Source organism: Stenotrophomonas maltophilia group sp. Smal12, assembly GCF_037079935.1.
GTDB lineage: Bacteria > Pseudomonadota > Gammaproteobacteria > Xanthomonadales > Xanthomonadaceae > Stenotrophomonas > Stenotrophomonas sepilia.
Map to the genome: position 1 here is coordinate 76,085 of NZ_JBAWUK010000004.1, position 12,915 is coordinate 88,999.

Consider the following 12,915-nt stretch of genomic DNA (forward strand, 5'->3'; position numbering starts at 1 on the left):
AAGCCTCAGTCGTCGCCAGTAACGCGCAGGATCTCTTCCAGCGTGGTCACCCCGCTGTCGACCCAGCGCTGGCCGTCCTGTCGAAGGGTCCGCATGCCGGCCCGCCGTGCCGCCTCGCGTAGCGCAGGCTCACCCTGCCCTTCATGGATCAGTGCACGTACCCGGTCGTCCACCACGAACAGTTCATGGATGCCGGTGCGTCCCCGATAGCCACTGTTGGCACAGGCCGTGCAGCCCACTGCGCGCCATACGGTCCGGCCTTCGCCGTCCACCTCGGCACGCCGGCACTGCGTACACAATCGCCGCACCAGTCGCTGCGCCAGCACACCACGCAACGACGAGGCCAGCAGGAACGGTTCCACGCCCATGTCGGCCAGGCGGGTCACCGCCGAGATCGCATCGTTGGTGTGCAGCGAAGCCAGCACACCGTGCCCGGTCAGCGACGACTGCACCGCGATCTGTGCGGTCTCCAGGTCACGTATCTCGCCGATCATGATGGTGTCCGGGTCCTGGCGCAGGATCGCGCGCAGCGCGGTGCCGAAGCTCATGCCGATGCGCGCGTTGACCTGGATCTGGCCAATGCCGGCAAAGTCGTACTCCACCGGATCTTCCACGGTGAGGATATTGCTGGTGCTGCTGTCAAGCTGGCCCAGCGCGGCGTACAGCGACGTGGTCTTGCCGCTGCCGGTCGGCCCGGTCACCAGCACGATCCCGTGCGGCTGCCGGATCAATCCGGTGAACGTGGCCAGGGTGTCATCGGCCATGCCCAGGCGCTGCAGCTGCAGGCGGCCGGCATCCTTTTCGAGCAATCGCAGCACGGCGCGCTCGCCATGCCCGGTCGGTACCGTGGAAACACGGATGTCCAGCGGCCGCCCGCCCACGCGGATCGCGATGCGCCCATCCTGTGGCAGGCGCTTCTCGGCAATGTCCAGGTGGGCCATGATCTTGATGCGCGACACCAGCGCTGCGTGCAGTGCGCGCCGAGGCTGCACCATGTCGCGCAGCGTGCCGTCCACCCGGTAGCGCACCACCGAATGGGTCTCGAACGGCTCGATATGCAGATCGCTGGCACCGTCGCGTGCAGCCTGTGCCAGCAGCGCGTTGATCATGCGGATCACCGGCGCATCATCCTGCGCATCCAGCAGGTCGGTGACCTCCGGCATGTCCTGCATCAGCCGGTCCAGATCGACTTCACTTTCGGCGGCACCGACCACGGCCGCGGCATCACCGCCGTCACGGTACTGCTCACCCAACCGCTGCTGCCAGGTCGCCGCATCCAGGGCATGGAAAGGCAGCGGGCCATGCCGGCGGCGCAGCTCGGCCACGGCCCACGCCGCCGTGTCGGCCGTGCCGAGCAGCACCGGCTCGCCACCGGCTTCGGACAGCATCACGCCGTGGCTGCGCACCCACGCGTATGGCAGCGGCACAACGGCGCTCACGGCCCGATCACCAGTTCCGGCGTGTAGCCCAGCCCGCGCAGCTGCTGCAATGCCGGATCCAACTTCGCCGGATCACGCGGCAACCGCACGCGCAGGCGTTGCCCACCCTCGCCCGGCGTCGCCTCCGCGTAGGCCTGCAGGCCCAGCGCCCGCACCTGCGCCACGCCCTGGCTGGCACGGCTCGGCTCCAGCCCCTGTGCGAACTGCACCAGCTGCGCATCGCCGTCACCGGCCGGATACAACGCTGCCAGGCTGGTGTTCTGCAACGGCTGGCCGTGGCCATCGCGCGCATTGCCCTGGCCGAGTACCGACAGGTCCTGCGGTGGCAGCTGCGGCGCCGACAGCGCGGGCAAGGCCCAGCTCTGTACGGGCTGCGCGCCGGCCTGCGCATTGCGCATGTAGTCGTAGCGGTCGCGGGTCAGGCGCTGTCCGGCGGCCGGGTCGCGTACCACGTGCGGGCGCAGGAACACCATCAGGTTGGTCTTGGCGCGCTTGCGCGTGTCGCTGCGGAACAAGGCGCCCAGCACCGGGATCTTCCCCAGCCCCGGCACCGCATCACGGCCATGGCTGACGCTGTCTTCCAGCAGGCCACCGAGCACCATGATCTGGCCATCGTCCAGCAGCACGCTGGTATCGAGTGCGCGCTTGTTGGTGATGATGCCGGCCGTGCTGTTCGCGCTCTGCGCGTCGATGCTGCTGACTTCCTGGTAGATGTCCAGCTTCACCGTACCGCCCTCGGAAATCTGTGGGCGCACCCGCAGCTTCAGGCCCACGTCTTCGCGCACGATGGTCTGGAAGGGGTTGTTGCTGCCGCCGCCACCGTCGGTCACGTAGCGGCCACTGACGAACGGCACGGTCTGGCCGACCATGATGCTGGCTGCCTCGTTGTCCAGCGTCATCAGGTTCGGCGTCGACAGGATGTTGGCGCCGCCCTTGCTCTGCAGCGCAGTGGCCAGCGCCTTCATGTTGAGGATCTGGCCGACACCGGGCAGGTTGATGGTGCCGTCGATCACGCCGATCTTCAGGCCATCCTCGGGCAGCACGTCCAGCGTGGTACGCGCACCGGTATTGAGCCCGCTACCGCCGGTAGCGCCCCCGAAATGGGTGCCGCCAAACGTACGGCCATTGCCCAGCATCCACTGCACGCCCAGCTCGGCCGCGTCGGTCTGGTTGACCTCCACGATCAGGCTTTCCACCAGCACCTGCGCACGGCGCTGGTCGAGCTGGTCGATCACCCGCCGAAGGTTGCGGTACACCGGCTCCGGCGCCGAAATCAGCAGGGTGTTGGTGGCCACGTCCGCCTGTACCGAAATGCCGTTATGGCTGAAGCCGGTGCTTCCTGCATCGATCGGGTCGCGCCGGCTCGGGTCCAGCCGCTGCGATTCCAGCGCATTGCCTCCGGGCTTGGCCTGCTGCGGCTGCGACGGCTGGATGGGCGTGGAACGGTTGGCGTCACCCGGCAGCGGGGTGATGCCTTCGTTGCTGCCCATGGCCGGTGCATCGCTCTGTCCGGCCACCACGCCACGCAGCACACCGGCCAGCTGGTTGGCCTGGGCGTTGCGCAGGTAGACCACATGCAGGTTGCCGGACTCGTCCTGGGCACGGTCCAACTTCTCCACCAGCTGCCGCGCCAGGCGGGTGCGGCCTGGGCTGCTGGAACGCAGCAGCACGCTGTTGCTGCGCGGATCGGCCATCACCACCACCTTCTGGCCCGGCTCGGCGCCCTGCGCATCCAGCAGCGGCGCAACCATGGCCGCCACGTCCACCGCAATGCCCTGCTGCAGCTTCACCACATCGGTGTCCATGCCGGCGGGCGTGTCGACGCTGGCGATCACCCTCGCGATGCGCTCCAGGTTGTCGGCGTAGTCGGTGATCACCAGGGTGTTGTTGCCTGGATTGGCGGTGATCGGGTTGTCCGGGCTGATCATCGGCCGCAGCACAGCCACCAGCGCCGCCGCACTCTCATAGCGCAGCGCAAACGTACGCGTGGCGATCTCGCCCCCTGCACCACCGCTGCCCACCCGGCCACCGAGCAGCTTGGCATCGGCCTGCGGCACCACCCGGCTGACGCCGCCGTTCTCGACCACGGCGAAGCCTCTCATGCGCAGTGCGCCCAGCAGCAGCTGGTAGGCCTGGGTACGGCTGACCGGGCCATCGGAAACCACCGTCATCTTGCCGGTCACGCGTGGGTCGACCAGGAACTGGCGCCCGGTGAAGCGCGCCGCCATGCGCAGCACGCCACCGATATCGGTATCCACCAGGTTCAGCTGCACCGGCTCATCGCGGGTGTCCTGCGCCGCCACCGGCGCCGGCACGTGGGCCATGCCCACGATCAGTGCCAATGCGGCACTGCAGGCAAGGCTGCGCATCGCCCTCATGGATGGGCACCCGCAGGAGCCACCATCACGATGTTTCCGGAAATCCTTGCCGCCGGCATGTTCGCATCCCCTGTGCGTGTCAATTGCAACTGCTGCAACTCGATGGCCGGATCGGCCAGCAGCGGCAGCAGCCAGTTCCATAGCGCATCGGCGGGAACGGCCCGTACCTGCAGGTGCCAGCACCCGTCGCGCGCTTCGATATGCAGGCCGCCAGCCAGACCGGCGGACTTGATCTGGTCACGCAGCCCGGCCAGGGTCGGATGCTGGCCCTGCGCCAGCTGCTGGCGCTCACGGGCGCGTAGCAGCGGTGCCAGTGCGCGATGCTGCGCCTGCAGCCGTGGCAGTTCGGCCTGCCAGTGCGTGCGCTGCTTCAGCAGGGGCTCCAGCCAGGACGACCACAGGCCCGCCACCAGCAGCGCCACAACCATCACCCACAGCATCAGCCGGTCGCGCGGTGGCAGGCGTTGCCAGCGCTGCTGCAGGCCCGCCAGCCCCTCGCCCAGCCGCAGGGTTCGGGTCGTCACTGTCCCGCTCCGCTCACCCGCAGGCGTCCACCGGCGTCGCGCGCCAGCTGCAGCCCCTGCGCCTGCATCGCTTGCTGCCAGTGCTCAAGCCGCTGTGGATCGTCAGCCAATGCCTGGGCATCGGCGTCCAGCTCCAGGTACACCTGCCCGGGTTGGTAGTGCAGGCTGTGCACCTGCCCCGCCAGCTCCGGAACCGCATGCAGCGTGCTGGCGACCTGGCGCTGCAGCGCCGGCAACGGCGGCGCTGGCGGCGGAACCGCCAGCGCTCGCCTTGCCTGCAACACCGGGTCCACCACGTCGGTGATCTCCGGAAAGCGTGCGCTGAACTGCCGTGCCATGTCCTGCTGCAGCGCCTCACCCTCGACCCGCCAACGCGAGACCTGCCACTGCAGGCCAAGTGCAGCCAGCAGCACCGCCGCCAGTGCCAGGCCGATCGCCAGTCGCGGCGCTTGACGGCCTGCGCCGGGCAGCGGCAATGACCACCCCGGCAACGGGCCACAGGCCTGCCGTTCATGCGCGACGGCGGTGCCCGGCAGGCTGTCCGGCCACGTCGGCGGCACGCTGCCGATCCACTGCACGGCCTGCACGCCGGCCTGTTGCAGGCGGGTGGCCAACGCCTGCATCACCGCAGACGCGTCACGTCCGCCATACCATTGGACAAGTCCCCGATCGCGCCCGCTGCGCACCAGCAGATGCTCGCCGCTGACCTGCAGCGTGGCGTGGCCGTCCTGCCAAGGCAGCAGCAGTGGCGTCGGATACAACGCCTGCAGCTGCAGCGCACACGAGGCCAGCAGCTGCTGCGCCTGCGCGATGGCCTGCTGGCCGAGCCAGGCCACCGGAACCGTACCGTCTGCCGCCTGCGCACCGTGGGCCAGCGCCACCTCCTGCAGGTCATCCAGCAGCATGGCCTCCACCTCGCCCTGCAACGCCGCCTGCAGGCGGCGCCCGGACAGCGCCGGCAGCTGCAGTTCCAGCAGGATCAGGTCGTTCGGGTCAAGGCAGGCATGCACCGCCGCCCGCGGATGCCGCAGGCCCAGCGCGGCCAGCGTGTCGCGGCCGTGTGCCACTACCTCGTCCTTGTGAAGCCGCGCCCAGTCCACCGCGCTGTCGGCGCGCAGGTGCGCCAACGGCGGCAGGCGCACCCGAAGCTGCACCGTCATGCGCCGATCCTCGTCCACACCCGTTGTACACGTACCCCGTCGTCGCGGTACTCGCGCCAGAGCAGCGCGCGAAAATCAACCGCGCTGCCGTCAGCCTGCACCCGGCCCACGGCCAGGAACCACTCGCTATGGATACCCAGTGGAAGCACGGCCATCTGTTCGTTGCTCAGTTGGAGTCGGTTGGCGATGTCACCGCGGTTGAGCAGCCAGTGGCCGGCGTCGCGCTCAGCGAGCAGCGCCTGCAGCCTTGCCGGTTCCACCGCAGGCGTTACCGCCTGCAGAACGCTCAGGTCGCTGGTATTGGCGTTGACCAGGGTCTGCGCCGGCAGCACCACGGTGCGTCGCGCCAGCGCCTGCAACGCCACCGGATCGGCACCGGCCAGTGCCTGCGCGATCAGTGATTCGCGCGGCAGTGGGGCCTGTGCCTGGATGTCACCGTCGCGCAGGCGCGCCTGGATGTGGTCCGCCGCGGATGCGCAGGCACCCTGGCCAAGCCCCTGTGCAGCACACAACGCGATGAACGCGCGCCGCGCCCCGGGGTCCGGCCTGCCCTGTGCCAGCAGGTTGCGCAGGTTGAACATCGACTGCGCATCGACCAGTTGCAGCTGCACCGGCAACGGCGCCTGCAGTTGCAACGGGCGCGCCCAGCGCCCGCTGCGCACCGTGGTCAGCTGTTCCTTTACATCCTCACGCAGCTGCTGCGCCGCACGCTCCAGCGTGGCGTCCACCGCCATGCGCACCTGCGCGCGCAACTGGTCGCCGCGCAGCGCACGCAGCTGCGCCGACTGCCGGGTCAGCAGCGCGGTGGCAATCACGGCCACCAATGCCACCACCAGCAGGGCGACGATCACCGCCATGCCACGCTGGCGCGTGCACGAGACCGAACGCGTCGGGGCTGCCATCAGCACGCCTCACAGCTGCCAGGAGCCGATGTCTGCGTTCCCGGCGTCGCCACCGGGCTTGCTGTCCGCACCCAGCGAGAACACATCGATGTCGCCATGAGTGCCTGGAACCTGGTACTGGTACGGATGGCCCCACGGGTCATTCGGCAGGCGATCCAGGTACGGCGTCACCGGCAACGCACCGCTGCCCTGCGGCGGCTTCACCAGCGCCTGCAGGCCCTGTTCGGCACTGGGATAGCGCCCATTGTCCAGCTTGAACAACTTCAGCGCCTGCATCAGCGCCGCGATGTCCTGGCGCGCCGCCACCACGCGCGCCTGGTCCGGACGGTCCATCAACCGCGGCACGATCAGCGCGGCAAGGATGCCGATGATCACCACCACCACCATGATCTCGATCAGGCTGAAGCCCTGCTGCCGAGCCCTGCGACCACCTGCCTGCCTTGCCATTGTTCCGCCCTCGTCATCCTGGAAGAGACCGCTGCACCATGGTCAGCGGTGCATGTGTCAGTACGATAAACATCCGCCTGCGATTCGCTGCGCGGTTGCCTGTGCGGGCGCACGTGCAGCCGGCACGCGTGCCGCCTCGAGCAGGTGCGGCGGCACGCTGGCCAGTGTTTGGTCGATGCACTTGCGCAGCAACGGATGCACGCACGCCTGCAGCAGGCGCACGCACTGCGTCGGCGACCACGCGGTGCCGTGGTCGAGCCCGATGAACATGCGGTAGGCCTGGTGGTAGCGCAGGTCGTCGTACACACGCTGCGCACTGTTGAGGTCACGTACGTTCACCAGCAGGGCCGCACGTTGCAGCAGTCGCGCATCGGCTGCGCCAAGCGGCAGCGCGCTCATGGCCGCGTCGGGCCAGGGCCGCATCCGCAGGTCGAGGGCCTTTCGAAGTGCCGCCAGTGGATGCGCACTGCTGTCCAGTGCCGCCCAGCGCGCCGCGTCCGCCCAGGCGTCACTGGACAGCACCCAGACCCACGAGCGCCCGTAACGCTGCACGTTCAGGGGCGTGTGCCGTGCCTGCTCCAGTGACTGGCTCAGGTGGCGATCCAGCTCCAGCATGCTGATCCTGCGACTGTCTTCCATCTGCGCCGCCCGTGCTCCGCGACGCGTGGTGCGTCGTACTCTGGAGAAGACGTCAGCAAGGCAGGTGAAGCGACACCGCGAATGCAACTCTGTGCACGGGATGGCGCTTCATCGGCAACGTCATCGCAGCGTCATCCGCCTGCAGGCTTCGCGCTGCAGCCGCGGTGCGTCACCCCCACAACGGCGGGCCAGTACCGCCACGTCGCTGCGGGCAGCGAATGCGACCAGTGCATCGGTCATGTCCACGTCATCGCACCATGACGCCAGCGCGACGCGCAGCGCGGGCAGCTGCCACCCGTCCATCACCCCATGGGCGCCCGCCACGAACCAGTGCCAGAGCCGATGATGCAGCACCTGCTCATGCAGCTGCGTGAGATCGTCGATGCCATGCATGTCCGCCAACAGCAGTGCGCGTGCGAGCGCCGCAGGCGGCAGCGCCCCGGATTCGACCAAGGGCATCTCCTGCTGCTGCAACCGCAGCAGCATCGCCAAGGGGTGTGACTGCGGATTGAAGTCCAGCAGCACCGCCTGCTGCTGCCACTGCGCGTCAGACACCACGCACACCCAGGGCGAACCATAACGATGCACCATCAGGGGCCTTCGCTGGGTGGTTTCCAGCAATGCAGACAGATTGCGACGCAGATCGAGCACACCGATGGTCTCGTTGCGCATCCTTGGCTTCTCCTCGCTTGCAACAGCCCTGCGCGGCGCGCACGGCCAGCGCCTTCATCTATCCAAGGACGGCGATGCCACCCGGAAAGCGACGCAGATCCAGCGACATCGTCAGTCGCAGCTGCTCCAGCGCCGCGTCCGGATCATCGATGCGGAAGCGGCCACTGACCGGCGCGCGCGCCAATGCCGATTCACCCAGCAGTACCTTGCCCCGCCGGTAACGGTTGATCTCGTCCACCACCTCGCCCAGCGGTGCGCGGCGGAACACAAGCATGCCTTCGGTCCAGGCACTCACTTCCGAAGCTACGGCCTCGGCCACGACGCCACTGAGGCGCTCGTCGAACCGGGTCTGCTGGCCGGCCTGCAGCTGCAGGCGGCCCTGCGGGTGCTCGATACGGGCGCTACCCTGCAGGCAGGTCACCCGTACCTGCCCGTGGGTGTTGCGCACGTCCAGGCGCACCGCACCTTCATCGGCAATCACGCAACCCGGGCCCGCGAACAGTGCCAGGCGCAGGCCAGCACCGGTTTCGATCGCGGCCTGGCCCTGCACCAGCTCGAAGCCTTCGCCCTGCGCGTGCGCGCGGCGGCGCAGGCTGCTCTGCGTATCCAGTTCGATCTTGAGCTGCGGCGAGGGCGCGATCTGTAGTCGTTCACCGGTGCCGGTGTGGAAATCGGCCGCCATCGCCGTCACCGACGGCCACAATCCCAGCGGCGGGCGGAGCGCCGCCACCACCACCAGACTGGCCGGCGCCGCCACCGCAGCGCTCAGGAAGGCGCGCCGGCTCCAGCGCTGGGCCGGCGTCGGCGCGACCGGTTGGCGCGCGGCGGCGGGCAGTCGCTCGCCGGCCAGCTGCACCTGCTCCCACTGCCGGCGCGCACGGCCAAACGCTTCACGATGACGCGGGTCGGACTCGCACCATGCACGGAACCGGCGCCCATCGGCAGCGGTCGCCTCGCCCGAGGTCAGCCGCACCACCCACGCGTGGGCCTGACGCTCAACGGCATCCAGCGGGCGTTGCGGGCGGTCGTCAGGATCCATGGGAGCTCATGCCGGACCCGCACGCTGCGGGGTTCTGCTCGGCGTCAAAGTGTAGACGGATGCCGTCGCTCAGAACCGCACCTGGCGCCCCTGCCCACTGCGTTCGGCCAGGTAGTCCTGGGCTGCCTTCAGCTCCCGCTGCACCAACCGCAGCGACACACCGAGGTGGTCGGCCACGTCACGCTGCTGCAGGCCATCGACGCGGATCGCCAGCAGGATGCGACGACGACGCTCGGGCATGCGCTGCAGCAGGCCGACCATGTCTTCCAGCGCGAAGTCGAGCTCGGCCGCCTGTGCCGGCCCCGGCCCCGGGTCGGCCATGTCCATCAGCGTATCCACCTCCTCCAGGCTCAGCAGGCGGTGGTCTGCCCGTTGGCGGTCGATCACGGTGTTCATCGCCATCCGCAGCAGGTAGGCCGCAGGGTTCTGCACCGCGTCCAGGCGGTCACGTCGCGCACTCAGGCGCATCCACGTGTCCTGCAGCGCGTCGCCGGCCAGCTCTTCCGATCCGAGCTTGCGCACCAACCGGCGTTTCAGCTCGTCGTAGGCACCCAGAAGGTGGTCCATCAGATCAACCGCCCCAGCCGTACCGTTGTTCATGTCCGAATCCTTGAAGTCATGGAAGGGGCGCGCGCCGGCCACAGTCGTGGTCGGTGCCGGAAGGACGGATCTGCAGCGTCACCGGCTGTGGCAGCGCGGCGGCGTCGGCCGCCAGCACCAGGCCGTGCAGCGCCTGCAGCAGGCGTGCGTCGCGGCGATCACTGCCACTGCCGGACAGCAGCTCGGGCTCGCTCACCTGGCCCGCGCCGTCGATGCGGAAGCGCAGCGTTGCGGCATAGCGGCCGGGCGCAATCTCCGGGTCGTCACAGAACGCCGCACGCAGCCGCTGCTGCAACCCGCCGTAGCGACGCCGGCGTTCGGCCCCGGGCAGCCCCGCGCCAACATCGGGTTCCGCGGCCGAGGGCTTGCCCCGGCGCAGCACCACACGCTGCTCGCCGATCACCTCGGCCTCGATCCCGGTGTCCTGCAGCAGCGACTCCAGCGCCACAAGCGGCGCCAGGCTCCCGCGCAGCGCATGGCTGCTGCGGCCCGAAGCAAGGTCGCCGGGATACATCACCGACCACCCACTGATGACACTGAAGCGCTCGACCGCCTGTTCCAGCGGCTGCGCAGGGATGTCGTAGGCGTGAACCGCGTCCTGTGCGGCAGCGGCAAAGGACAGCAGCAGCCATGCGGCGATGGCCACCTTCCAAGTTCTGACCGCGTGGTGTCCATTCAGCCCCCTGACGTAGAACACATGACCCTCGGCAGCGACAGCAGCTGCAACGGTCGCGCACCACGACCGGAACCCCGGCCCACGCGCGACCCGCAAGCGGGCTCAAACCGTACCGGGGGCACATGTCATTGCGATGACCGCCGCCACGGCTGACGCCGGGTCAGGCCCTGCGAAGCCAGTCACGCGTCAGGAATCAATGAATCGAACAGGCATGATCATCTGCCCCAGGGGTCAAAACCCGTTGCGCAACAACGGGATCCGACCCCGACGGATCGCGGGGAACTGTCAGGGGGGGGGGGGGGGGGGGGGGGGGGGGGGGGGGGGGGGGGGGGGGGGGGGGGGGGGGGGGGGGGGGGGGCCCCCCGCCCCGGGGTTGGGGGGTGGGGTGGCGGCTCCCCCCCCCCCCGCCCCCCCCCGCCCCCCAGAGCCGGATGTTGGTTCTGTGTTATTTGGGTCCGGCGCTGCGAGAAACGCCCCCCCCCCCCCCCCCCCCCCCCCCCCCCCCCCCCCCCGCCGCCCGCCGGCGGGGCCGCGCCCCCCGCCGCGCCCCCCCCCGCCCCCCCCCCCCCCCGCCCCCCCCCCCCCCCCCCCCCCCCCCCCCCGCCCCCCCCCCCCCCCCCCCCCCCCCCCCCCCCCCCCCCCCCCCCCCCCCCGCCCCACGGAGCATCGCTGTTGCTGTTGTTGCTCCTGAGGTTGCCGGCCAGCAGCCGGCACTACCCGCGGGTGCCGGGTGCAACCCGGCCGCAAACCCCATCCCTCAAAGCGGCAGCTGGGTCGTCTGCTTGATCCGCTGCATCGGAATCTCGGTCTTGGTGTTCTGCACGCCGGCGATCCGGTTCAGGTGCTGCATCTGGAACTGCCGGTAGGCATCAAGGTCGGCCACCGCCACCCGCAGCAGGAAATCGCAGTCACCGGCCATCAGATGGCATTCCAGCACTTCCGGGAAAGACTTGATGCTGTTGATGAAGTGGTTGGTGGTGTCCTCGTCCTGCCCGCGCAGCCACACCCGCACGAACACGGTGAAGCCGCGGCCCACCTTGGCCTCGTTCAACAGCGCCACGTAGCGGTCGATGTAACCGCCCTCCTCCAGCAGCCGCACCCGGCGCAGGCAGGCCGACGGCGACAGCCCGACCAGACGGGCCAGCTCCAGGTTCTGCAGGCGGCCGTCGCGCTGCAGGGCGTCGAGGATGCGGCGATCAAGGTTGTCGAGCTGGTACTGCATGCAATTTCGTCCTGGTCGACTCTGGCCGCATGGAATATCAATCATCCAGAATCCAGTGGCATCAACGCAACCCGATTTCGTGATCGGACCGCTAGCATGGGCCACCCCCACCTCGTCGTGCCGTTCCATGGACGCCCGTACCACCCTCCCCCTGCCTAACACCTGCGATACCGCGCCGCGTGCCGAATTCCTGCGCGGCCTGTGCGCCGCCGTACCGGTGATGATCGGCTTCATTCCGTTCGCCCTGGTGCTCGGCGCGCAGGCGGCCCAGAAGGGCCTGAGCGCACTGGAAGTACCGCTGATGACCGGCCTCAACTTCGCTGGCGGTTCGGAGTTCGCCGCCGTCGAACTGTGGACCTCGCCACCGCACATCGCACTGATCGTGGCGATCACCGCGCTGGTCAACAGCCGCCACCTGCTGATGGGCGCCAGCCTGGCCCCGCTGCTGCAACACCTGCCGCGCCGCCGGGTGCTGCCGGCGCTGTTCTTCATGTGCGACGAAAGCTGGGCAATGGGCGTGGCCGATGCGTGTCGACGCGCGCTGGGCTTCAGCCTGGCCTACTACCTGGGCGTGTCGGCCGGCCTGTACACGGTCTGGGTGGCCTGCACCGCACTGGGCGCGATCGTCGGCCCGATGCTGGGCGACATCCACGCCTACGGCTTCGACATGGCCTTCCCCGCCGTGTTCCTGGTACTGCTGCGCGGCATGTGGCAAGGCATGAAGGCGGCGCGGCCGTGGCTGGTCAGCCTGGTGGTGGCCGCCGCCACCTACCTGCTGATCCCGGGCGCGTGGTACGTGGCCAGCGGCGCACTGGCCGGCCTGGCCGCCGCCTGGCTGCTGGCGGAGGACCCGGCATGATCTTCAATGGACTGATCCACTGGACCTCGGTGTTGACCATCGTGCTGATGGCCGCCGCCACCTACCTGACCCGCATTGTCGGTTTCCTCGCGCTGCGTAACCGCACGTTGAGCAAACGCGCAGTGACGGTGATGGAAGCCGCGCCGGGCTGCGTGCTGATCTCGGTGATCGCCCCGGACTTCGTCGCTGACAAGCCGGCCGACCTGGCTGCACTGGCGATCACCCTGCTGGCCGCCACGCGGCTGTCGATGCTGCCGACGGTGCTGATCGGCGTGGTCTCGGCGGGTGTGTCGCGTTATCTGATGGGGTAGCTACCGGTACGCCGGGCAACGCCCGGCGGACCGTAGTGGCGCCGCGA

14 protein-coding genes are annotated in these 12,915 nt (G+C 69.4%); 2 read left to right on the top strand and 12 right to left on the bottom strand.

The genetic code is table 11. From position 1 onward, the window contains the following. Positions 1-5: 5 nt before the first annotated feature. From gspE to WDC87_RS03045, 12 genes are all read right to left on the bottom strand, one after another. Complete coding sequence (gspE, locus tag WDC87_RS02990; protein ID WP_072168839.1) at positions 6-1,439, bottom strand: type II secretion system ATPase GspE; 1,434 nt, start codon at positions 1,437-1,439, stop codon at positions 6-8. Beyond that, complete coding sequence (gene gspD, locus WDC87_RS02995) at positions 1,436-3,817, bottom strand: type II secretion system secretin GspD (protein ID WP_252744495.1); 2,382 nt, start codon at positions 3,815-3,817, stop codon at positions 1,436-1,438. The genes gspE and gspD overlap by 4 nt, the downstream gene beginning before the upstream one ends. Then, on the bottom strand, positions 3,814-4,341 hold the full coding sequence (gspM, locus tag WDC87_RS03000; RefSeq protein ID WP_072168841.1) for a type II secretion system protein GspM: 528 nt from the start codon (positions 4,339-4,341) through the stop codon (positions 3,814-3,816). Before gspM ends, gspD begins: the two co-directional genes overlap by 4 nt. After that, positions 4,338-5,501 carry a type II secretion system protein GspL gene (gene gspL / locus WDC87_RS03005; RefSeq protein WP_252744496.1) on the bottom strand — a complete coding sequence of 388 codons (1,164 nt, stop codon included), beginning with the start codon at positions 5,499-5,501 and terminating at the stop codon, positions 4,338-4,340. The genes gspM and gspL overlap by 4 nt, the downstream gene beginning before the upstream one ends. Then, positions 5,498-6,403 (bottom strand): type II secretion system minor pseudopilin GspK, encoded by a 906-nt coding sequence (gene gspK / locus WDC87_RS03010; RefSeq protein ID WP_252744497.1) that lies wholly within the window; start codon positions 6,401-6,403, stop codon positions 5,498-5,500. The genes gspL and gspK overlap by 4 nt, the downstream gene beginning before the upstream one ends. 9 nt (positions 6,404-6,412) lie before the next feature. Next, positions 6,413-6,850: a type II secretion system major pseudopilin GspG gene (gene gspG, locus WDC87_RS03015; protein ID WP_005416799.1), complete on the bottom strand. Its 438-nt coding sequence runs from the start codon at positions 6,848-6,850 to the stop codon at positions 6,413-6,415. Positions 6,851-6,907: 57 nt separating this feature from the next. Continuing rightward, the gene (locus WDC87_RS03020) at positions 6,908-7,489 is read right to left on the bottom strand and encodes a hypothetical protein (RefSeq protein WP_111008417.1); all 582 of its coding nucleotides are present in this window, start codon (positions 7,487-7,489) and stop codon (positions 6,908-6,910) included. A gap of 120 nt (positions 7,490-7,609) precedes the next feature. Next, on the bottom strand, positions 7,610-8,161 hold the full coding sequence (locus tag WDC87_RS03025) for a hypothetical protein (protein WP_072168844.1): 552 nt from the start codon (positions 8,159-8,161) through the stop codon (positions 7,610-7,612). 58 nt (positions 8,162-8,219) lie between these two features. Next, complete coding sequence (locus WDC87_RS03030; RefSeq protein ID WP_252744498.1) at positions 8,220-9,200, bottom strand: DUF4880 domain-containing protein; 981 nt, start codon at positions 9,198-9,200, stop codon at positions 8,220-8,222. Between the two features lie 69 nt (positions 9,201-9,269). Next, the gene (locus WDC87_RS03035; RefSeq protein WP_061479455.1) at positions 9,270-9,800 is read right to left on the bottom strand and encodes a sigma-70 family RNA polymerase sigma factor; all 531 of its coding nucleotides are present in this window, start codon (positions 9,798-9,800) and stop codon (positions 9,270-9,272) included. Between the two features lie 16 nt (positions 9,801-9,816). Continuing rightward, positions 9,817-10,497, bottom strand: a complete 681-nt coding sequence (locus tag WDC87_RS03040; protein ID WP_336331278.1) for a TonB-dependent receptor — start codon at positions 10,495-10,497, stop codon at positions 9,817-9,819. Between the two features lie 736 nt (positions 10,498-11,233). Next, the gene (locus WDC87_RS03045; RefSeq protein WP_005413654.1) at positions 11,234-11,698 is read right to left on the bottom strand and encodes an Lrp/AsnC family transcriptional regulator; all 465 of its coding nucleotides are present in this window, start codon (positions 11,696-11,698) and stop codon (positions 11,234-11,236) included. Between the two features lie 127 nt (positions 11,699-11,825). On the opposite strand from WDC87_RS03045, the gene WDC87_RS03050 reads away from it, so the two are divergent. Continuing rightward, a complete protein-coding gene (locus tag WDC87_RS03050) occupies positions 11,826-12,557 on the top strand; it encodes an AzlC family ABC transporter permease (RefSeq protein WP_252744352.1) in 732 nt (243 codons plus the stop codon). Continuing rightward, entirely contained in the window at positions 12,554-12,868 is a 315-nt protein-coding gene (locus WDC87_RS03055; RefSeq protein ID WP_301655317.1) for an AzlD family protein, read from the top strand. Before WDC87_RS03050 ends, WDC87_RS03055 begins: the two co-directional genes overlap by 4 nt. The last annotated feature ends 47 nt before the right edge of the window (positions 12,869-12,915 follow it).